The 18,788-nt window shown below is 66.8% G+C and carries 22 protein-coding genes and 1 pseudogene; 7 read left to right on the forward strand and 16 right to left on the reverse strand.

Annotation, left to right across the window (positions count from 1 at the left end):
* Positions 1–129: 129 nt before the first annotated feature.
* Positions 130–816: a metal-dependent transcriptional regulator gene (locus RIF23_RS07650; RefSeq protein ID WP_310911710.1), complete on the reverse strand. Its 687-nt coding sequence runs from the start codon at positions 814–816 to the stop codon at positions 130–132.
* A 236-nt stretch (positions 817–1,052) separates the two neighbouring features.
* The gene (gene pdxH / locus RIF23_RS07655; RefSeq protein WP_310911711.1) at positions 1,053–1,712 is read right to left on the reverse strand and encodes a pyridoxamine 5'-phosphate oxidase; all 660 of its coding nucleotides are present in this window, start codon (positions 1,710–1,712) and stop codon (positions 1,053–1,055) included.
* A gap of 101 nt (positions 1,713–1,813) precedes the next feature.
* Between pdxH and RIF23_RS07660 the strand changes: the two genes are divergently transcribed.
* Positions 1,814–2,920, forward strand: a complete 1,107-nt coding sequence (locus RIF23_RS07660; protein WP_310911712.1) for a citrate synthase 2 — start codon at positions 1,814–1,816, stop codon at positions 2,918–2,920.
* Between the two features lie 548 nt (positions 2,921–3,468).
* On the opposite strand, the gene RIF23_RS07665 is transcribed toward RIF23_RS07660, so the two are convergent.
* The 4 genes from RIF23_RS07665 to RIF23_RS07680 all read right to left on the reverse strand — a co-directional run bounded on the left by RIF23_RS07665 (position 3,469) and on the right by RIF23_RS07680 (position 5,931).
* Complete coding sequence (locus RIF23_RS07665) at positions 3,469–3,654, reverse strand: DUF397 domain-containing protein (RefSeq protein WP_310911713.1); 186 nt, start codon at positions 3,652–3,654, stop codon at positions 3,469–3,471.
* Positions 3,647–4,393: a helix-turn-helix domain-containing protein gene (locus RIF23_RS07670; protein WP_310911714.1), complete on the reverse strand. Its 747-nt coding sequence runs from the start codon at positions 4,391–4,393 to the stop codon at positions 3,647–3,649. Before RIF23_RS07670 ends, RIF23_RS07665 begins: the two co-directional genes overlap by 8 nt.
* Positions 4,394–4,475: 82 nt before the next feature.
* Positions 4,476–5,732, reverse strand: coding sequence for a hypothetical protein (locus RIF23_RS07675; protein WP_310911715.1), 1,257 nt, complete (start codon positions 5,730–5,732; stop codon positions 4,476–4,478).
* A 73-nt stretch (positions 5,733–5,805) separates the two neighbouring features.
* Entirely contained in the window at positions 5,806–5,931 is a 126-nt protein-coding gene (locus tag RIF23_RS07680) for a hypothetical protein (RefSeq protein WP_310911716.1), read from the reverse strand.
* A gap of 912 nt (positions 5,932–6,843) precedes the next feature.
* Between RIF23_RS07680 and RIF23_RS07685 the strand changes: the two genes are divergently transcribed.
* Positions 6,844–7,512 (forward strand): transposase, encoded by a 669-nt coding sequence (locus RIF23_RS07685; protein WP_456085737.1) that lies wholly within the window; start codon positions 6,844–6,846, stop codon positions 7,510–7,512.
* A gap of 129 nt (positions 7,513–7,641) precedes the next feature.
* On the opposite strand, the gene RIF23_RS07690 is transcribed toward RIF23_RS07685, so the two are convergent.
* The 5 genes and pseudogenes from RIF23_RS07690 to RIF23_RS07705 form a co-directional block, all read right to left on the reverse strand.
* On the reverse strand, positions 7,642–8,073 hold the full coding sequence (locus tag RIF23_RS07690) for an NUDIX domain-containing protein (RefSeq protein WP_310912087.1): 432 nt from the start codon (positions 8,071–8,073) through the stop codon (positions 7,642–7,644).
* Between the two features lie 29 nt (positions 8,074–8,102).
* Positions 8,103–8,307 (reverse strand): annotated as a pseudogene (locus RIF23_RS07695) (helix-turn-helix domain-containing protein); the annotation flags it as partial.
* 73 nt (positions 8,308–8,380) lie between these two features.
* Positions 8,381–9,022, reverse strand: coding sequence for a homocysteine S-methyltransferase family protein (locus tag RIF23_RS20790; RefSeq protein ID WP_407659419.1), 642 nt, complete (start codon positions 9,020–9,022; stop codon positions 8,381–8,383).
* Positions 8,980–9,171: a DUF397 domain-containing protein gene (locus tag RIF23_RS07700; protein ID WP_310911717.1), complete on the reverse strand. Its 192-nt coding sequence runs from the start codon at positions 9,169–9,171 to the stop codon at positions 8,980–8,982. Before RIF23_RS07700 ends, RIF23_RS20790 begins: the two co-directional genes overlap by 43 nt.
* On the reverse strand, positions 9,164–9,979 hold the full coding sequence (locus RIF23_RS07705; protein WP_310912088.1) for a helix-turn-helix domain-containing protein: 816 nt from the start codon (positions 9,977–9,979) through the stop codon (positions 9,164–9,166). Before RIF23_RS07705 ends, RIF23_RS07700 begins: the two co-directional genes overlap by 8 nt.
* Positions 9,980–10,158: 179 nt before the next feature.
* Here RIF23_RS07705 and RIF23_RS07710 point away from each other — a divergent pair, with 179 nt between their 5' ends.
* The 3 genes from RIF23_RS07710 (at position 10,159) to serC (ending at position 11,949) form a co-directional block, all read left to right on the forward strand.
* Complete coding sequence (locus RIF23_RS07710) at positions 10,159–10,356, forward strand: hypothetical protein (RefSeq protein WP_310911718.1); 198 nt, start codon at positions 10,159–10,161, stop codon at positions 10,354–10,356.
* Complete coding sequence (locus tag RIF23_RS07715) at positions 10,353–10,724, forward strand: hypothetical protein (protein WP_310911719.1); 372 nt, start codon at positions 10,353–10,355, stop codon at positions 10,722–10,724. The genes RIF23_RS07710 and RIF23_RS07715 overlap by 4 nt, the downstream gene beginning before the upstream one ends.
* Before the next feature lie 103 nt (positions 10,725–10,827).
* Positions 10,828–11,949 (forward strand): phosphoserine transaminase, encoded by a 1,122-nt coding sequence (gene serC / locus RIF23_RS07720; protein WP_310911720.1) that lies wholly within the window; start codon positions 10,828–10,830, stop codon positions 11,947–11,949.
* 249 nt (positions 11,950–12,198) lie between these two features.
* On the opposite strand, the gene RIF23_RS07725 is transcribed toward serC, so the two are convergent.
* Positions 12,199–13,269 carry a hypothetical protein gene (locus tag RIF23_RS07725; protein ID WP_310911721.1) on the reverse strand — a complete coding sequence of 357 codons (1,071 nt, stop codon included), beginning with the start codon at positions 13,267–13,269 and terminating at the stop codon, positions 12,199–12,201.
* Positions 13,270–13,363: 94 nt separating this feature from the next.
* Between RIF23_RS07725 and RIF23_RS07730 the strand changes: the two genes are divergently transcribed.
* Positions 13,364–14,083 carry a 3-keto-5-aminohexanoate cleavage protein gene (locus RIF23_RS07730; RefSeq protein ID WP_310911722.1) on the forward strand — a complete coding sequence of 240 codons (720 nt, stop codon included), beginning with the start codon at positions 13,364–13,366 and terminating at the stop codon, positions 14,081–14,083.
* Between the two features lie 121 nt (positions 14,084–14,204).
* Here the strand turns inward: RIF23_RS07730 and thpR are convergent, their stop codons facing one another.
* The 4 genes from thpR to RIF23_RS07750 form a co-directional block, all read right to left on the reverse strand.
* A complete protein-coding gene (gene thpR, locus RIF23_RS07735) occupies positions 14,205–14,765 on the reverse strand; it encodes an RNA 2',3'-cyclic phosphodiesterase (protein ID WP_310911723.1) in 561 nt (186 codons plus the stop codon).
* Entirely contained in the window at positions 14,762–16,021 is a 1,260-nt protein-coding gene (locus RIF23_RS07740) for an MFS transporter (protein WP_310911724.1), read from the reverse strand. Before RIF23_RS07740 ends, thpR begins: the two co-directional genes overlap by 4 nt.
* Positions 16,022–16,074: 53 nt before the next feature.
* Positions 16,075–16,530: a MarR family winged helix-turn-helix transcriptional regulator gene (locus RIF23_RS07745; RefSeq protein ID WP_310911725.1), complete on the reverse strand. Its 456-nt coding sequence runs from the start codon at positions 16,528–16,530 to the stop codon at positions 16,075–16,077.
* 69 nt (positions 16,531–16,599) lie between these two features.
* Complete coding sequence (locus RIF23_RS07750) at positions 16,600–18,099, reverse strand: NCS2 family permease (RefSeq protein WP_310911726.1); 1,500 nt, start codon at positions 18,097–18,099, stop codon at positions 16,600–16,602.
* 147 nt (positions 18,100–18,246) lie between these two features.
* Between RIF23_RS07750 and RIF23_RS07755 the strand changes: the two genes are divergently transcribed.
* The gene (locus tag RIF23_RS07755) at positions 18,247–18,723 is read left to right on the forward strand and encodes a DUF2530 domain-containing protein (protein ID WP_310911727.1); all 477 of its coding nucleotides are present in this window, start codon (positions 18,247–18,249) and stop codon (positions 18,721–18,723) included.
* Positions 18,724–18,788 lie beyond the last annotated feature (65 nt).

Raw genomic sequence — 18,788 nt, forward strand, 5'->3', positions numbered from 1 at the left:
ATAGCGCTCCAGCTGCTCCAGCCCCCGACATGTCGCGAGCGTAGCAACAGTCGATGGTAGGGCGCAGACTATCGATGCAATTGCCGCTCTCAACCACGCTGTGCGGTACGCCCCACGACGCGGTTTCCGTCAGGGTTTGACGACAAAAATGTGGCTGGCGACACGGCGGGGAAGTTCGGTGTCTCCGACCCGCACGCCGTCGTCCGCGGCCACGAGGGACACCTCGGACTCGGGCAGCACCCCGGCGCCCTTCAACGTGCGCATGATGTCCTGGAAGTCCTGCAACTGCTCGCCGATGCGCCGCACCCGAACCGACACCGGGGTCTCCCCGGCCACGTCCACCATCGGCACAATGGTGTCGTCGGTGAACGGCTCGGTCTGGTAGTCGTCCACCCCAAGCTGGTCCAGCGCGGGGATGGGGTTGCCGTGCGGGCAAACGTTGGGCTGGTTCAGCAGGGTGACCAGCCGCTCCTCCACCTCCTCGGAGATGACGTGCTCCCAGCGACAGGCCTCGATGTGCACGTCCTCCCAGGGCAACTTGATCACGTCGGCCAGCAGACGCTCCGCCAGCCGGTGCTTACGCATCACGTGTGTGGCCAGGCCGCGCCCCTGCTCGGAGAGTACGAGGTGCCGGTCACCCTCGACGCGCAGCAGGCCGTCCCGCTCCATGCGGGCCACGGTCTGGCTGACGGTGGGGCCGCTCTGGTTCAGCCGCTCCGAGATCCGCGCCCGCAGCGGGACGATGCCTTCTTCCTCAAGTTCGATGATCGCCTTGAGGTACATTTCCGTGGTGTCGATCAGTCCGTGTGCGGTCAAGACTCCCCTCCCAGGTCCGAGCACCGTCGAGAGTGACAACGGCCGCGTGTTCCAGTGGGTGCTACGTCTCGACCCGTGGCCGGTCGGGGCGGAACGCTCGTGCAGCGGCGGCTACCGCCAATAGCTCAAGCGGGCCCACTGATACCCGTCATCATAACGTGCCGAGGGGACAACCCGATTCCGTCACACCTGCACGGACACACCGTGCTCTCCGTGTCCCACGGACAACTCCGGGATCAGGGCGCGAGGCGCTCGACACGCCACCCGCCCGGATCCTGGAGCGGCACGTAGCGGAACCGGTCGTGCAGCCGGTCGGCGCGGCCCTGCCAGAACTCCACCTCGAACGGCAACAGTCGATAGCCACCCCAGTACCGCGGACGGGGCACCTCGGCCTGCCCCTCGGGCCAGCGCTGGAGGTAGGCCTCGAACCGCTTGTCGAGCTCTTCCCGGCTGGCCAGAGGGGAGGACTGGTGTTCGCTGGCCCACGCCCCCAGCTGGGATCCGTAGGGACGTTGCGCGAAGTAGGTGTCGTTTTCCTCCTCGCTGAGACATTCCACACGGCCGGTGACGATGACCTGACGTCGCATCCGGTGCCAGGGAAAGACCACACTTGCGTTTGGGTTCACGGCCAGGTCGGCACCCTTACGTGAGGTGCGGTTCGTGAAGAACCACAGCCCGGCCTCGTCGTAGCCCTTCATCAGTACTGTGCGGCCCCGCGGCACCCCCTGGGCGTCCGCGGTGGCCAACACCATGGCGTTCGGCTCGGACATTCCGGCGTCGAGGGCCTCGGTGAACCAGCGACGGAACTGCTGCATAGGATGCGCGTGCAGCTCGGACCGGTGCAGGGGGGCGCCGGCGTAGGGCCTGCGCAGCTCAGCGGGATCGTAGTCGTCCACAACGGTGCATCCTCACACGACCTGTGCGGATCGCGCCACCACCATGACGGTCCCCGGCCGGCCATCCGCCGGGCCGGGGCAGGACTCTGGAAGGAGCCGCTATGTCCGAGTTCAAACCCGGGCTGGAAGGCGTCGTCGCGTTCGAGACGGAGATCGCGGAGCCGGACAAGGCCGGAGGCGCGCTCCGCTATCGGGGCGTCGATATTGAGAACCTCGTGGGGCAGGTCACCTTCGGCCGGGTGTGGGGTTTGCTCGTCGACGACAGCCTCGCGGCCGGGCTGCCGTTCGCCGAGCCCACGAGCCTGCCGGTGCGCACCGGCGATATCCGGGTGGACGTGCAGAGTGCCCTGGCGACACTGGCTCCACGGTGGGGGTGGCAGCCCCTGCTGGACACCGAGGACACGGCGGCACGGGAACAGCTCGCCCACGCCTCGGTGAGTGCCCTGTCCGTGGTGGCCCAGTCCGCACGCGGGGACGCGCCCACGGTCCCGGCAGAGCGCGTCGCCGAGGGCCGCAGTGTGGTGGAACAGTTCATGATCCAACTGCGGGGCGAGCCCGATCCGCGACACGTGCAGGCGGTGGACGCCTACTGGTCCTCGGCGGCCGAACACGGGATGAACGCCTCCACGTTCACCGCCCGCGTGATCGCCTCCACGGGGGCGGACGTGGCCGCCGCCCTGTCCGGGGCGGTGGGCGCCATGTCTGGACCGCTACACGGCGGCGCCCCCGCACGGGTCCTGCACATGCTGGAGGAGACCGAACGCATCGGGGACGCGGCGACATACGTGCGCCAGGCCCTGGACAACGGTGAACGACTCATGGGCTTCGGGCACCGGGTATACCGGGCCGAGGACCCGCGGGCGCGGGTGCTGCGCCGCACCGCCAAGGAACTGGACGCGCCCCGCTACGAGGTGGCCGCCGCACTGGAGGAGGCCGCGCTGAGCGAGCTCCAGGCCCGCAAGCCGGACCGGGTGCTGGCCACCAACGTGGAGTACTGGGCCGCGGTGGTGCTGGACTTCGCACAGATCCCGCCGAGCATGTTCACCTCCATGTTCACCTGCGCACGCACCGCCGGCTGGTCGGCCCACGTGCTGGAGCAGAAGCGCACCGGGCGTCTGGTGCGGCCCAGTGCCAACTATGTGGGCCCCGCGGAGCGCGAGCTGCGCGCGGTTCCGGGCGCCGAGGACGCCCTGGCCCAGGGCGTGTGACCTCCCGCCGCGGCCTCGAGGACCCGCGGGCTCTCGGGGCCGCCGGTCCGACGCCCTGTGGGCCAGAGGACTGACGTGTGAAGGTCTTTCCTGGCTGGCCGGGAACAGAACGTCCAGGTGGTTGATGAACGCTGCTGCGCGCGATCGCAGCATGCTGGCAGGCAGGCCCCCGAAAGCGGATCCGGTGGGGAGCCCGGGGGTCCGGGGGAGCCCGGGGGAGCCCGCAGTGGCGGTATGCGGGTGGCCGTGCCCATCGTCTCGGCCTTCCGCAGCCACGACAGCCCGCACGGCCAACCAATCACCGTCTCCCACGGTCCAAGGTGCGGGGCAGGGCGCCCAGCGCCCGACGCCGCCGGCGGCCACCACGGTGCGTGCGGCTCACCGCAGTCACCAGCGCCACACCCCCTGAAAATCCGGGGCGAGGGTTGTACCTGCCTTCCGCTGGATTTCGGCCGCGGGCGGCGTCGCGCCCTGGGGGCGCTCCCCCGCACCACGGCCAACGGGGCTTCGGGGGTGCGGCTGGTGGGCGCGTCCCCCGGGCCGGCGGGCTACAGCTCGTGGGTGCGCACGGCGTTGAGGAAGGCCGTCCATTCGCTGCGAGGCACAGTCAGCTGGCCGAGATGGCGGTGCTGGGTATCACGAACATCGACACTGTGGGGAGTCTCGCGGACCTCGACACAGTTGTCCGCGCCGCCCTGGCTGTAGCTGGACGTGTGCCAGATGGGTTCAGTCATCGTGGAGCTCCTGGTGGATCTCGGTGAGTAGGGTCTGCGAGGCGCGGGGCGGGAGGGCGACGCCGCGCAGTTCGGCGAAAACGTTGGTGTAGTCCTCGACCACGGTGGGGCTATCCAGCGGGGTGCCGGAGACGCGGGTTTCGGTGTAGACGATGGTGCCCTGGCCCGCGACGGTGAACATGAGGAAGGCGCCGTCGGTGCCGTAGTGCTGTTCGGTGTTCATCGGCACGATCTGCACTGTTACGCGGCTCCACGTGGCTACCTCCCGCAGGTGATCGAGCTGCTCCCGCATGATGGCACGTCCCCCGATCGGACGGCGCAGCACGTGTTCCTCGACCACGGCCAGCAGCCGGGGGCCGGGGTCGGCCTGGAGGACGGCTTGGCGTTGCAGGCGCCCCTGGACCTGCTTATCGATTTCATCGGTGCTGGCGGTTGGTCGCCCTTGCCGGATGAGGCTTCGGGCATAGTTTTCCGTTTGGAGCAAGCCCGGAACGGTGAGCGGCTGATAGGCCCTGATTTCGGTTGATTCCTGCTCCAACGGGACCACACCGCGGAACCATTCGGCGTAGCCGTCGCTGCGCTGCATATCCTGCCAGCGCCGCAGGAGAACCCCACCGGTGTTAAGGACCGTGTCCAAACGTCGGATTTGTTCGGTTGTGGTGCCCTTATTTCCCAGCTCGATACCACTGAGCTGTGATTGGGACAGCAGCACGGCCTTGGCGAGCTGCTGTTGCGTCATTCCTGTTTGTCTGCTTCAGTCAGGTTGGTTCCCGGTATGGGTGCACCTGTGAAGCGCGGGTCCCAAGACGTCCTACCATCGGTCATTGGTCGACCTCGGGAACGTAGAAGGCTCGTTTGGCTGCGTAAACTGTGAACAGGGCGAAAGCGGCACGTGCCGAGACCAGGATCAGCCACAAGGACAGCAGGTGTAGGTAGCCCGTCAGTGCCAGTAGCACAATCACAGGCAAGGCGGCACACCACATCACGATGACCAGGCCACGCACCGTGGCGTGCGGCGCGACGACGACCTTGAGTACGGCAGATAGGAAGCCCGCGCAAGGCTCCAACAGTAACTGGACCCCGATCAGGCGAATCCCCCACAGCACAACCGGATCGTTCCCCAAACCGAGCAGGACGGCGACTGGGCCTGGCGCGGCCAGAAATAGCAGCGCAAGTGGCCACAGAAGGAGAGTTGTCGACGCAGTGAACAGGCGTACCCTGCGCGCCCGCTCTTCAGAAGTACTGTCGGAGGCGTTTAACAGGCGTCCCGCCACCATGCCATAGGGTTTAAGCGGTACCACCACTGTCCGTATGACGGTAATAAACACGACGGTCGCAGCCGCCTGCTCCACCGGCAGAGTGGTGGAAATCTGCGCTACCGAAGCGAAAGTCACTACCAGGACGAGCACGTCGAACGATCCCGAGAAGGATCCGGGCACGGAGCGGAGCACTCGAGCGGAAAATACTTGTCGAGAACCGGTGCGCACCGATTGGATGATAGCGGTTCTCGCCTCAGGCTCGGTGCGCAGAACTGTGCGAACGAGCGTCGAGAAGTCGACCAGGGAACATCCCGCGCCAATCACCGCAAGTGCGATAACCGGTGACGGTTGCCAGAGGAAAACGGCGACGGCGAGTACCGCATAACCGACGAAGTTCTCCACACTTGTGCGTAGGCGAACCCCCTCCTGCCCCGTGACAACCAGGACGCCCCCGGCAGCGTACAGCAGGGGAGCAATGAACACGGCCGGAAGGTAAGCGATGTAGTATACGGCGAACAGGAGGGGGGAGTGCTGGAAGAAGAAGGCGCCACTTCCTATTGCCAGAGCTATTGCGGCGAGGAATATGGATCCGGCCAGCACCACAGCGGCTAGGGCGGTCGTCCGCTCGGTGTCCTGCAAGAGTGTTTCCCTGCGTAAGCGGGAAACCACCAGGATCTGGTAAGCGGTTCCCAAGGCGAGGACCACTAGTAGCAGGGAGAGCGTACTACCGTAGGAGGCCGGAATCTCGGGGCCGTAAGCACTCAGAGCAGCGAAAAAGACCAGTACCTTGGCTCCGGCAAGGAACATGGCCAGGGCCATCTTTGTGCCACGCGACAGAAAGTCACGTACGGATCTGATCTGGCCCTTTCTGATAGTTCTCGACATGAAATGTTCAGCGTTCCAGGCTGTTGATCTGCTCCAGCGTCATTCCAAATTCATTTTGCAGAAACTGCACAACTGCCCAGTCCTTCGCAGTTTCCCTAGTAAATTCTCCAAAGTTTTCCAAGTAGTCTGGCATCCACTCCAGAAATTGAGAGACGGCTACGTGCTTTCCGATTCGCTCCCCGTAGTCCGCGAATCCAATACTCTGATGATGGATATATCGCTTCCCGGAGAGAGCCACAAAGATCCATCTAGGGCCTAAAGAGGCGCCGAATTTTCCTTGCGATAATTGATGAATATATCAAACGCAGGAAAAATAAGCCTATATCAGAGAATATATTTGCACCTCACTTCGACGCAAAATCACTCCCGCTTCAAAAGTTGGCACGAAACTCGATAGTCGCAAAACAAAGAATCGTGAATTAACCCTTGCAATCTTCAACTAGGCTACCACGGCACCCTCGTTCCGGCGTCAATATTGCCCAGCGGTTGCTTATTGCTAGAGCAAGATCAATTTTATTTTCGCTGCTCGTTTGGCTGGTGTGGCCGAATTCGGCCACACCAGCCAAACGTTGCACTCATGATCGAATGGTCCGGAGTAAACCCAGGTTTCCGTCTGGAGAACAAGGATTCCGGGTCGTCTCGCCTATGGGTAGGCCGAGCTGGCCCTTACCCACCTCGCCGCGGCTGCCTATGGCTAGTGCGGCAGCCGCTAATTGAGGTTTGACCTGGTGTGATGTGGTTGGGGAAAGTCGCGCGCATGAGGGCAGCCGCCTGACGATCATGTGTTTGTGAGGACCACAGGATCGAGGGCGGCTGCTGCCGCCGGGATAGCGACCGGGCAGGCACGGAAGAAGCAGGCCGAGATGATGGAGCTGCTGAAGTCGTGCTTCGCGCGGACGGAAACGTGGCTGCATGCGGGCAGGTACATGTCTGCGCTGGCCAGCGAGTTGCCGAGGCGGAACGGGTGGACGATCGCCGGGCATGTCGGGGACCGGATCGGACGCGGCGGTTGCTGAACCGGGCGGCCTGGGATGAGATGGCCGCAATGAACCAGGTCAGGAAGTTCGCCGCGGCGGGCCTGGACGAGGCCACGCGGCGCAACCGCAGGACAGGTGGCCTGAGAGTCGGGGCGCTGGCCGAGACCGGGCAGGAAACGCACGGAAGCACGACGGCCGGGGTGAAACGGCAGTACATGGGGTGCGCGGGCCGCGTCGCCAACGGCATCAATACCGTGCACCGGTCCTACGTGCGGGACAAGGCCAGGCATACGCTGATCGGCGCGCGGCAGTGGATCCCCGCCGGGCAGGGCACCGACGCGGTGACCTCGCTGGTCATCGGGTTGCCGCTGGATCTGTGGTTCCGCACCAAGGGGCAGCTGGCCCTCGACATCGGCGAAGACGCCTGGGCCGATGGGCGGGCCTTCGATGCCATCTGCGGGGACGAGGTCTACGGCAGCTGTACTGAGCTGCGGGACTTCCGGGAAGGCCGCCGGCAGGCATACGTGCTGCGTGTCGCGTCCTCCTGCATGATTCCGCTGTCCCCGGGAACCAGGGTGAGGTGCGCGGATGCAGTGAAACAGCTGGCGAATGCCCAGCAGGAGGCCCTGGAACAGGCCCAGGCCCGCCTGCCCCGCTGCGGCCTGTGCACCCACCCCACCACCGGCCAAAGCCCCACCTGCCCCTGGTGCGGACACCCCCAACCACCCACCGACTAAACCCCACCAGCCGGGGCCACCCGGCACACACACCCCACACCGAGTCGCCCCGGCCCCGATCCGACGGTTCTGTAAAGCCGCACCTCCCAATGGCCTAACTCATCAAGGACTCGGTACCTGAGTCGACGATCATCCGTTCCACCCGCGCCAGAACGGTGTGCGACCGTCACCAGCCGAGACGAGGGCGGACTTGAGGGCGTCAGGTCGAACGTCAGTCTCGGCAAGTCGATCCAGAGGCAACCAGTGGAACTCGAGGTGCTCTTCCCTGCTGGCCGGCTCCGTACCGGTCACGGCGACATCGAAGACAAGGTTGATCTCATGGTGGGGGGTGTCATCTTCGACGTAACCATGTTCGACCGCGCCCAAGAAGCCTGTGATCTTGGCTCCGGTTCCGAGTTCCTCCTCAAGCTCACGGACCAAGGCGGCTTCCACCCGCTCGCCGGGATCGACGTGGCCACCCGGCAGGAACGACCAGGCCTTGTTGCGTTGGCGCGCCACGAGGAGCTGGTCATCGCGGCGGATGACAGCACGGGCAATGATTTCGGTGGAGGCGGTACTCATGTGCGCCTTTCGTGTCGGTCGGCGCCGGCAGTGGTACTGGGGCTGTGATGGGGGGGGCGAGGAGCCCTCGTGCAGGCCGAGCTCGCCGTGACGGCGATACCCGTTGACCCATGTGGGGACACACGCCCGTGAAATGCCCATCTCCGCGGCCACGTGAGCGATCGGGTGGCTTCGGCAGCGCTCGATCAGACGAGGTCGCCCCTCGACGGACAGCGGCGCATTGCGGTGGGACATGAGAGTAGCTTTTTCCCAACGGCTTGATGTGTTGGTCGCAATTCTCATCATCGCCACCAGGGGCCTGCTCTCCTCATGTCACCCCCACCTGAGCGTCACCAACCTCCCACCCCACAACAGCTAACCCCTGCTGGCCACCGCATGAGCGACTCGAGAGGTGTCCTACGGACGCACCTGGCAGTCTCCACCGACAATACGGGCCTCCGCTTCCCCCACAGGTAGATACGGTCGCCGACGAACCGGGACGACCCGATCCGCTGGTGTGGCTGATGGTCCCCCCTGCTCCGCTATTCGGGTGGACAATCACCGGTTCGCTGGTCACCTCGCGCGCCATTGGCACAGCCGCTGTCGCATCCGGAGGTACGCAGCAGCTGACACCCACCGCCACGATCTCCAGGACATCTGCCGCGACCGCGAATGCCTCGGCCCACGACTGTCCGGCTCGGGTGCGTTCCCCCTTGATGGTGTAGACCCACCATGTGGACAAACCCAGCCCGTCAACCAGATTGACGGGTTTTTCGGCTGAAGTTGCTTCCCCCGGGGCGAGGGTTGTACCTGCCTCCCGCTGCATTTCGGCCGCGGGCGGCGTCGCGCCCTGGGGGCGCTCCCCCGCACCACGGCCAACGGGGCTTCGGGGGTGCGGCTGGTGGGCGCGTCCCCCGGGCCGGCGGGCTACAGCTCGTGGGTGCGCACGGCGTTGAGGAAGGCCGTCCATTCGCTGCGGGGCACAGTCAGCTGGCCGAGATGGCGGTGCTGGGTATCACGAACATCGACACTGTGGGGAGTCTCGCGGACCTCGACGCAGTCCTGATGGACTCCTTTGCTGTAGGAGGATTTGTGCCAGCAGGGCGTGCCGTCAGTCATGGTCCATACCCTCCAACTCGTCCCGAAGTACAGGCAGCGATTGCCTCGGGGATAGGGCAGCCGCTTGGATGTCGGCGAAAAGGATGCGGAAGCGCTGCACCTGTTCCGGATCATCGATGAGGTGCCCTGAGTGTGCGGACTCCACATAAGTTACTTCTGGTGCCACCGGTGACGATATCAGCTTGAAGGTTCCCACGAGTCCTGGATGTCCGCTCGTTGGGTCTGCCACCTGCACCGATATGCGCCCTCTCTCGACCAGGTGGATCACGTGCCGTAGCTGTTTCGCCATGACCTGGTTGCTCCCCCAGTGGCGGCGAATGATTGATCCGTCAAGGACTGCTCGATACGTGGGTGCGGCAGCCTCGGTAAACCGTTGGGCACGTTCCATCCGTGTGGTGACCATCGCGGAGATTTCGTCTTCGGTTGCCCACGGCGATACGGCCCGAGCTACGGATCGGGCATAGCCCTCCGTCTGTAGCAGGCTTGGAAAGACTTCGATGTGGGATTCCATGATGGATGTTGCCTCGCGTTCGAGGTTAGCGAGGTCGTCTAGCCATGCCGGTTCGCCATCGTCGGTGAGCTTGCGCCAGAGTTCCTGCAACCGCCCCTCGGCGTGCAACGCCTGATCCAGGTCCGCGACCAGGCGCAGATTCGGGCTGCGGCGTCCAAGTTCAAGGTTGCTGAGGTGCGACGAGCTCAGTCCGGTTACTTCCCGAGCGAGACGCTGCTGAGTGAAACCAGACAAGCGCCGCAATCGACTCACTTCACGCCCAAAACGAACATTTGCTTCGGCTTGCTGGTGTCCCATCTTTTCAGTCAAACATAAAAATCTTCAATCAGCCACATGGATATTCGAGTTTTCCCCAAAGCCCGTTGGCCATGGTTTTTGTCCATCCGCTAGGGCAGTGTGGGGCCATCCAAACAAAACGAGCCCCGGGGAGTGCTTGCACCACTCCCCGGGGCGTGGCCCACCTGGGAGGTGTCCAGATGGATGTGTACATGCTAGTTGCGGTGCGGTTGGTGCGGGGGTATCGCGCGTCGGTTGGCCGGGGGTGGCTGGTGCGGCCGTATGTGTTGGCCGCGGAACTGCGGCAGGCGGAGGCCAACGCCCGGCGGGAGCTCGCGGGACTCGTTAGTCCACAGCTGCTGGGCCAGCTGGTGCGCGGGGGAGGTGGCGGGCAGTGATTCCTACTCCCCGACACCCCGAGGGCAGCCCTCCGAGCGCGGAGCCGGACGGGCTGGCCCGGCGGGCCTGGGCGTCCGTGGATGATGAGTATCGGTATGTGGCCCTGGCGGTGGAGGGCACCGAATACGTGTTCTCGGCTGGGGCGTGGGATGTGGCGGACTCGGTGGATCTGCTGCGCCGTCTGGCCGCCGCCGCGCACTTCGCCGCCGGAGCGCTGGAACAGTGCCACCGCGAGCTTCAGGCCCAGCAGGAGGCCCTGGAACGCGCCCAGGCCCGCCTGCCCCGCTGCGGCCTGTGCACCCACCCCACCACCGGCCAGAGCCCCACCTGCACCTGGTGCGGATACCCCCAACCACCCACCGACTAAACCCCACCAGCCGGGGCCACCCGGCACACACACCCCACACCGAGTCGCCCCGGCCCCGACCCGACGGTTCTGTAACCCGGGTCACACCACTACGCTTGAGCAGGTGACTGAGATCGAGATTCCCACGAACCTGCTACCCAAGGACGGCCGCTTCGGGTGCGGGCCGTCGAAGGTACGTCCCGAACAGCTCAACGCGCTCGCCGAGTCCGGCGCGACCTTCCTCGGCACCTCCCACCGGCAGAAGCCGGTGAAGTCTCTGGTGGGCCGGGTACGGTCCGGGCTGGCGGACCTCTTCTCCCTTCCCGAGGGCTACGAGGTCGTCCTCGGCAACGGGGGAACCACCGCGTTCTGGGACATCGCCGCGCACGCACTTCTGCGGAACAAGTCCCAGCACCTGTCGTTCGGCGAGTTCTCCTCGAAGTTCGCGAAGGTCGCCGCGAGCGCCCCGTGGTTGTCCGAGCCGACCGTGTTGACCAGTGAGCCGGGAACGCACGGCGAGTCCCAGGCCGAGGCCGGCGTGGACGCCTACGCGCTGACGCATAACGAGACCTCCACCGGTGTGGCCATGCCGATCCGTCGGGTGGCCGGCGCCGACGAGGACGCCCTGGTCATGGTGGACGCCACCAGCGGCGCCGGCGGCCTGCCCGTGGACATCGCGGAGACCGACGTCTACTACTTCGCACCGCAGAAGTGCTTCGCCGCCGACGGCGGGATCTGGGTGGCGATCATGTCGCCACGCGCGCTGGACCGGGTGACCGAGATCGCTGGCTCCGGACGCTACATCCCCGAGTTCTTCTCGTTGACCACCGCAGTGGACAACTCCCGCAAGGACCAGACCTACAACACGCCGGCCGTTGCCACGCTGGCGCTGTTCGCCGACCAGATCGAGTGGCTCAACAGCCAGGGCGGGCTGTCCTGGGCGGTGCAGCGCACCAAGGAGTCCTCGGACATCCTTTACACCTGGGCCGAGCGCTCCGCGGTGGCCACCCCGTTCGTCACGGATCCGGCGCAGCGCTCCCAGGTGGTGTGCACCATCGACTTCGTGGACAGTGTGGACGCCGCCGCGATCGCCGCCACCCTGCGCGCCAACGGGATCGTGGACACCGAGCCGTACCGCAAGCTCGGCCGCAACCAGCTGCGGATCGGCACGTTCCCCGCGATCGAGCCCGCGGACGTGCAGGCGCTCACCGAGTGCATCGACCACGTGGTGACCAAGCAGTCCTGACCCAACCGGGTGCGCTGTCCGGGCCGGGACGCCGAGCTTCCCGGCCCGGACGCATTCCATGACCGATGCCTGGAGAAACCACATCTACACGGTGGGGCTACGCCAACGCTCCGGTTGTTCGAGGACCCCGAGAACGGCGCCGACCGGCGACACACCACCGTGCCGTCCGGAGCGAAACTCACCCTCCTCGCTCCCGTCGACATCGAGCTGGACAGCAGCGCCTTCCCCCACCCGCGGAGTGCGAGTAGCTCAGGCACGCCGCGCCGCGAGCACGATCCCGCCGATCGCAGCCGTTGCCACCACCCCACCCAGCAGGATGCCCCAGGTGGCACCGCCCAACAGGCCCGCTTCCTGCTCATCCGTGGCCGGGCCGGCGTCCGCCTCGGGCGGCTCCTCCCCCGAATCGGTGTCCTCCTGCGGCTCCGGCTCAGGTGCGCCCTGCTCCTCGGTGAGTTCCAGGCGCCACACCGGGGTGTGCTGCCCCTCGGAACTCACATAGACCGCTGAGCCGTCCGGGGTGTGGGCAATCGCCTCGCCCTGCTCCTGGTTGGGCAGGTTCAGCCGTGCGGTGGCCTCCCCGGGCACCCCGTCGGTGGCGTCGTACACGGTCGCGTTCCAGTAGGTGCGCACGATGTAGGTGCGCCCGTCCGGGGCGAAGCTGGCCCCGGTCGCGAACAGCGGCGCTGGCCCCACCCGGGTGAGCTCGTTCGTGCCCTCCGCGGACAGTTCCTCCGGGGCGGCGTATACACCTCCGCCCGCTTCCTTGCTGGTGATGTACAGCCGGTTGTCCCGTGGGTCGATCATGAGCCCCTCGGCGTCGCGCCCTCCATCGTCGTAGGTGAACGTGTAGGTGGTCGCGTGCAGGGTTTGGTCAGTGAGCTCGGTGGGTTCCGGCACGCGGTAGACCCGGATGGTGGGCCAGCGTCCGTCGAAGTTGTCTCCGATGTCGCCCACGAACATGGCGGGCTGCCCGTCCGGGCCCTCCCCGATGGCCATGCCCTCCCAGTCGCGAGCCTCCACCCCGGGGCCGGCAATCCGCAGGGTGGCCACGGTCTCCCCGGAGGAGTTGACGGCGAACACGTCCGGGGTCATGTCCGGCCCGCTGTCGTTGTGGGTGTAGTAGATGTCGTCGTGTAGCTGGGAGACGGCCATACCGCTGGACTCGTCGATCCGTGGATCCTGGAGTTCGAAGGCGACTTCCGCCCCGGGGGGAGCACCGGCGCTCGTGTCCCCCTCCCCCGGTGGCTCGACGGGTGCGGCCCCCAGCAGGGCGGGGAGCAGCAGCACCCCGAGCAGGAGCCCACGGATGCTACCGCGCATACTCGGCATCGTTCAGTTCCCCAGCCTGCCTGCGTATTCTTCCCCGTACCTGGGCATGTTTCCGCCCAGCACGTCACGTGAAGGGACCCAGGCCATGAGGATAGTCGCCTGCCTGAACGGCACGTTGCGCCCCGGCGCACACCCTGCGCTCCCGCTGTCGGCGGGGCAGCTGGCCGCGGACGCCCACGCCGCCGCAGCGGCCGGGGCGAGTGAGATCCACCTGCATCCGCGGGACGCCCGGGGCGAGCAGGCGCTGGAACCGCAGGCCCTCACCCCCACCCTGGAGCAGGTCCGGGCAGCCGTACCGGAGGTGCCCGTGGAAATCACCACCTCACTGGCGGCCGAACCCGACTCGTGGCGGCGCTACGACCTGGTGGGGCGGTGGGGCCAGCTGCCCGACGCGGCCACGGTGAGTCTGCACGAGCCGGGCTCGGTGGAGGTGGTACGGCTCCTGGTGGACCGCAGGATCCGGGTCCGGGCCGTGCTGTGCACGGTGGACGCCGCGCGGATCCTGACCCGCACCGGGGTGGACGTGGATGCCGTGGTGCTGTGCCCGCAGGAAGCGCGGTTGGACGAGGCACAACGCACGGTGCAGCGGATGGAGCAGGTCCTGGACCGGGGCAAGGTCACGGTCCCGCGGATGCTGCACGGCACCGGGGACACCGCCTGGCCACTGCTGGACCAGGCCCTGGAAGCCGGCTATGACATCCGGATCGGGTTGGAGGACACGCTCGTGGGGCCGGATGGGGCCCAGGCCCGCGACAACGCCGAGCTGGTGCGGGCGGCCGTGTCCCGCATCCCCGCCCCGGCCTGAACGTATCGGCCCGGACGACTATCCGAACACCGCGCCGAGCACGACGAGGAGCATGATCGCACCCAGGACCGTCGGTAGCAGCCAGCGCTGCTTGCGGTTGTTGGTGAGCATGCTCATGACCTCAGGTTAGCGCCCAGGAGGACACGGTCCGGTAGTGCGGTCCCCGCGGACCGAGCGTGCTGTGCAGCAGCCGCACCTCGGTGGCGGTCCAGCTGTCCCCGGCCACGGTGTCCAGGCCAGCGAGCGCTCCGCGCATGTCCGTGGGCCGGCGACTGCGGGCCACGGTCAGGTGCGGATGGTATTTCCGGTTCTGCACCGCGATGTCACTGGTCTGGGCGGCATCCCGTAGCGCGTCGACAAGCCGCTCCAGGGCCTCGGTGTCTCCGCGCACACCCAGCCACAGCACCCGGGCCCGCTCCACGGCGGCCGGGAACACGCCCGCACCGTGAACGGCGAGGGACAGCGGGGCGTGTCCAGCCAGCTGCTGGGGAAGCGCCCGGCGGAGCTGGTCACACTGTGTCTCGGTGACGTTCCCCAGAAACACCAGGGTGAGATGCCAGGTGGCCGGGGCGGCCCAGCGCAGCTGGGGACGCTGCTGCCGCAGGGGGTGTATCGCCCGCTCGACAGCGTGCAGCGCCTTGGGGGGTGGGACGAGGGCCAGGAACATGCGCATGGAGGTCATGCTGTCGGTTCGTCCCGGGTGCGTGCCACGGTCAGCCCCGGCCAGCGCGGTACCGGCCGAAACCTCAGACCCAGATGCCGGAACAGGGCGATGGCGACCAGCAGGGTGACCACCAGCGATACCACTCCGCCGACCATGAGGCTGACCCGCGGGCCGAAGGCGTCGGCGAGCCACCCCACGAGCGGGGCACCGACCGGTGCCATGCCGAGGAAGAACAGCAGGTACAGGCTCATCACGCGGCCGCGGAGCTGCGGATCGACAGTCAGCTGGAGGTAGGCGTTCATGGCGGTGTTGAGGGTGAGGAAGGCCACTCCCATGGGGACCAGGACCACCAGGAAGGAAATGTAGTCCGGAGCTATGCCGAGCAGGATCTCCAACAGGGCGAAGGCGACCCCGGAGAGGAGGATCAGTCGCAGTCGGGGCCGGTCCCGGCGGGCGGCCAGCAGCGCCCCGGCCAGGGAGCCCACCGCGATAGCTGTTCCGGCGATACCGAAGGCGTCGGCACCGGCCGCGTAGACGTTGTTCACCATGAGTGCCATCTGGTTCTGGATGTTCGTTCCGAACATGGACAGAAACGCCGTCATGGTGAGCAGCAGCATGAGGTCGGCGCGCCCGCGCAGATAGCGTAGACCGTCCACCACCCGTCCCTCACCCGCGGCGGAGGGCTCGGTGACATGCAGTTCGCGGGTCCGCATCAGCCATAGCCCACTGAGGACGGCGAGGAAGGACAGCGCGTTCACGAGAAAAACGGGCCCGCTGCCGATCGCTGCCACCAGCACGCCCGCGAGTGCCGGACCCGTGACCCGCCCCAGCTGGAAGCTGGCGCTGTTCAGACCGATGGCGTTGGGTAGGTCCCGCTTGCCCACCATCTCCACCACGAAGGTCTGGCGGGCGGGGGTGTCCACCACGGTGACGAGTCCCAGCCCGAGCGCGAACAGGTACACGTGCCAAACCTCGGCCGTTCCGGCGGTGGCGAGCACCCCCAGCCCCAGAGCCAGCACGCCCATGCTGGCCTGGGTCGCGATGAGCAGCCGGCGCTTATTGACTCGGTCCACCAGGGCCCCGCCCCACAGCCCCAGGATCAGGGTGGGCAGGAACTGGAGCATGGTGGTGATGCCGAGCGCGATCCCGCTGCCGCCGCTGAGCTGGAGCACCAGCCAGTCCTGGGCAATACGCTGCATCCAGGTTCCGGTGTTGGAGACCACCTGGCCCATGGCGAACAGCCGGTAGTTGCGGATCGCCAGGGAGCGGAACATGGGCGGCCAGGAGAAGCCGCCACGCCGTGGTTCGGGCTGGGAACCGGGGTCTGCTAGGTCTGGCTCAGCCGGTCCAGAATCGTCGCCGCCCGGCGCAGGGTCGACTTCTCCTCCGGGGTCAGTTCCGCGAGGCGCCGGGCCAACCACGCCTCGCGTCGGCGCCGGTCCTGTTCCACCAGCTGCCGTCCCTCCGGGGTCGGTTCCACCAGCTGCTGCCGGCCGTCGCTGGGATGTCGGGTCCGGCGCACCAGTCCCCGCGTCTCCAGGGCGGTGATGATCCTCGTCATCGACGGGGGCTGCATCTTCTCGTGTTCCGCGAGCTCCCCGGGAGTGAGCTGACCGTGCCGGTCCAGCGTGACCAGGGCCGCGCTCTGGCCCAGCGACAGTGACGCGTCGGTGCGCTGGTGGCGAAGCCGGCGTGCGAGGCGCCCGATCGTCACGCGCAGAGTCGCCGCCAGTCCGGCGTCCGTCCTGGTCTGTGGGGGTGGTTGCGGCGCACTCATTAGCATCACTCATTACTTTTGCTAACGGTATCCGGTGTGGCCGGATTCCTCCAGTCCGAAGCACCGGCCCCCGGCCTAGCGCAGCCCCAGCAGGGACTCGATGGGCCCGAGGGCGAAGAACACGAGGAAGGCCGCGGAGACCACCCACAGCAGGGGATGGACCTCCCGGAACCGGCCCTGTGCGGTCCGGATCAAGACGTAGCTGATGAATCCGGCACCGATTCCGTCGGCGATGGAGTAGGTGAACGGCATCACCACGATCGTCAGAAACGCCGGGATCGCCAGACCGTAGTCCGAGAAGTTGATCTTCGTCACCTGGGTCATCATCAGGAACCCGACCACGATCAGTACCGGAGTCGCCGCCTCGAACGGAACGATACCGACCAGGGGGGCGAAAGGCAGGGCGAGCAGGAACAACCCCCCGGTCACGATCGCAGCGATCCCGGTCCTGGCGCCCTCGCCAGTGGCGGCCGCCGACTCGGCGTAGACCGTGTTGATGGACGCGGAGGCAGCCCCACCGAAGATCGTTCCGATGGAATCCACCACGAGTACCTCGCGAGCCCGGGGCAGCTGCCCCTCGGAGTCCAGCATCCCGGCCTGTCCCGCCACGCCCACGGACGTACCCATGGTGTCGAAGAAGTCGGCGAGCAGAAGGGTGAACACCAACAGGACCAGGGCGACCACCCCGACGTGTTCGATGCTGCCGAACAGGTGGAACTGCCCCAATAGGCTCAGGTCGGGTACCGCCATCACGTCACTGACCGAGGTCGGCAGTTGGGGGACGTTCAGCGCCCAGCCGTAGGGGTGATCCTCGCCACCGGGACCCACCTGTGCCACGGTTTCCACCAGGACCGCCACCGCCGTCGCCACGACGATCCCGATCAACAGCGCCCCACGCACTCCCCGCACCAGCAGCACGATGGTCAGGGCCAGCCCGAGCACGAACACGAGAATGGGCCAGCCATGTAGCTGTCCGTCGCCGAGCTGTACCGGCACCGTGGTGTCGGCCGCGTCCGGCACGCGTCGAATAAATCCGGCGTTCACGAAACCGACCAGGGTCAGGAACAGGCCCAGTCCCACCGCGATGGCCGTCTTCAGATCGCTGGGGATAGCCCGGAACACGGCGGTGCGAAACCCGGTCAGGACCAGAACCAGCAGGATGATGCCCTCCAGCACCACCAGACCCATGGCATCAGCCCAGGTCATCTCCGGCGCCAGCGAGTGGGCCACGACCACGTTCAGCCCCATCCCGGCGGCGAGCGCGAAGGGATACTTGCCGACCGCTCCCATCAGGATGCTGACCACACCCGCAACGAGCGCGGTCACGGCGGCGACCATGCCGATCGCGATCCCGATGTTCTGCTCGGTGTTGGCCAGCCCACCGGGCAGGTTCCCGTCGATGTCGGTCGCGGTGCCGATGATCAGCGGGTTGAGCACCACGATGTAGGCCATGGCGAAGAACATTGCGAGCCCACCCCGGACCTCCCGGCCGAAAGTGGACTTGCGCGCCGAAACCTCAAAGTAGCGGTCGATCCCGCGGGTAATCCGGCTATTACGGGATGGAGACTCTTGCACGACGATGACCCAAACGTGTTCGAGTGGAAGTACGGGAACAGGCTAGCCGCGCCACAGTGAGCGTGACCCCCGCGTGACCTGGGCTCCGATCATCCGACCAGAAGTGCCGCGCGGCGTGGGCGCGCACGCATCGTCTAGCCTGAGAACGTGCCTAGACCACGTCAGCCGGACCCAGCAGCATTCGAGGGCGACCACCGGATCCCCGCGGCCCTCGGCTCAGTGGCCTGGGCAATCGCCCTGGTCATCCTGCTGGCCATGGGCGACTCCCTGCCACGCGAGGACCGGTGGTGGATCGGTGTGTGCCTGACCGGCCTGGCCCTGGGCCTGTTCGCCTTGGCCTACATTCCCCACATACAACGCCGCGGCGACAGCCCCGCCCCGGACGGGGCCGGCTCCTCCCAGACCGACGGCCAGGACCCGGCCAGCGCTCAGACCGATCCCGAATCCGAGACCGCACCCGACGCCGCGGATCCCGGAACCGACCACAGCCACAATGCGTCCACCACGCGCACGGCGCCGTCGTCCCCGGGCACAGACGCCGCCCCCGGTTCCAGTGATACCGGGACCACGACCGGTGCCGCCCCCGAGACCAGCGGCGAGCAACCCCCGCATCGCGGGGAGTGAGCCGACGGGCGCGTCGTTCGACCACGTATCCGATAATGGGAGGGTGTCTGACATCCCCGGCCCAG

The sequence above is a fragment of the Lipingzhangella rawalii genome (genome assembly GCF_031628175.1).
Classification (GTDB): domain Bacteria; phylum Actinomycetota; class Actinomycetes; order Streptosporangiales; family Streptosporangiaceae; genus Lipingzhangella_A; species Lipingzhangella_A rawalii.

What these genes read in the sequence shown, in the direction of transcription:
- RIF23_RS07675 (WP_310911715.1), bottom strand. Translation starts at nt 5,732, where the DNA reads ATGGCCCTGGCCATGTTCCTTGCCGGAGCCAAGGTACTGGTCTTTTTC.
- thpR (WP_310911723.1), bottom strand. Translation starts at nt 14,765, where the DNA reads ATGACCTCCATGCGCATGTTCCTGGCCCTCGTCCCACCCCCCAAGGCG.
- RIF23_RS07745 (WP_310911725.1), bottom strand. Translation starts at nt 16,530, where the DNA reads ATGCTAATGAGTGCGCCGCAACCACCCCCACAGACCAGGACGGACGCC.
- RIF23_RS07730 (WP_310911722.1), top strand. Translation starts at nt 13,364, where the DNA reads ATGAGGATAGTCGCCTGCCTGAACGGCACGTTGCGCCCCGGCGCACAC.
- RIF23_RS07740 (WP_310911724.1), bottom strand. Translation starts at nt 16,021, where the DNA reads ATGTTCCGCTCCCTGGCGATCCGCAACTACCGGCTGTTCGCCATGGGC.
- RIF23_RS07685 (WP_456085737.1), top strand. Translation starts at nt 6,844, where the DNA reads ATGAACCAGGTCAGGAAGTTCGCCGCGGCGGGCCTGGACGAGGCCACG.
- RIF23_RS07700 (WP_310911717.1), bottom strand. Translation starts at nt 9,171, where the DNA reads ATGACTGACGGCACGCCCTGCTGGCACAAATCCTCCTACAGCAAAGGA.
- RIF23_RS07725 (WP_310911721.1), bottom strand. Translation starts at nt 13,269, where the DNA reads ATGCGCGGTAGCATCCGTGGGCTCCTGCTCGGGGTGCTGCTGCTCCCC.
- RIF23_RS07665 (WP_310911713.1), bottom strand. Translation starts at nt 3,654, where the DNA reads ATGACTGAACCCATCTGGCACACGTCCAGCTACAGCCAGGGCGGCGCG.
- RIF23_RS07670 (WP_310911714.1), bottom strand. Translation starts at nt 4,393, where the DNA reads ATGACGCAACAGCAGCTCGCCAAGGCCGTGCTGCTGTCCCAATCACAG.
- RIF23_RS07710 (WP_310911718.1), top strand. Translation starts at nt 10,159, where the DNA reads ATGGATGTGTACATGCTAGTTGCGGTGCGGTTGGTGCGGGGGTATCGC.
- RIF23_RS07660 (WP_310911712.1), top strand. Translation starts at nt 1,814, where the DNA reads ATGTCCGAGTTCAAACCCGGGCTGGAAGGCGTCGTCGCGTTCGAGACG.
- RIF23_RS20790 (WP_407659419.1), bottom strand. Translation starts at nt 9,022, where the DNA reads ATGGACGGCCTTCCTCAACGCCGTGCGCACCCACGAGCTGTAGCCCGC.
- RIF23_RS07680 (WP_310911716.1), bottom strand. Translation starts at nt 5,931, where the DNA reads ATGCCAGACTACTTGGAAAACTTTGGAGAATTTACTAGGGAAACTGCG.
- RIF23_RS07705 (WP_310912088.1), bottom strand. Translation starts at nt 9,979, where the DNA reads ATGGGACACCAGCAAGCCGAAGCAAATGTTCGTTTTGGGCGTGAAGTG.
- RIF23_RS07690 (WP_310912087.1), bottom strand. Translation starts at nt 8,073, where the DNA reads ATGAGTACCGCCTCCACCGAAATCATTGCCCGTGCTGTCATCCGCCGC.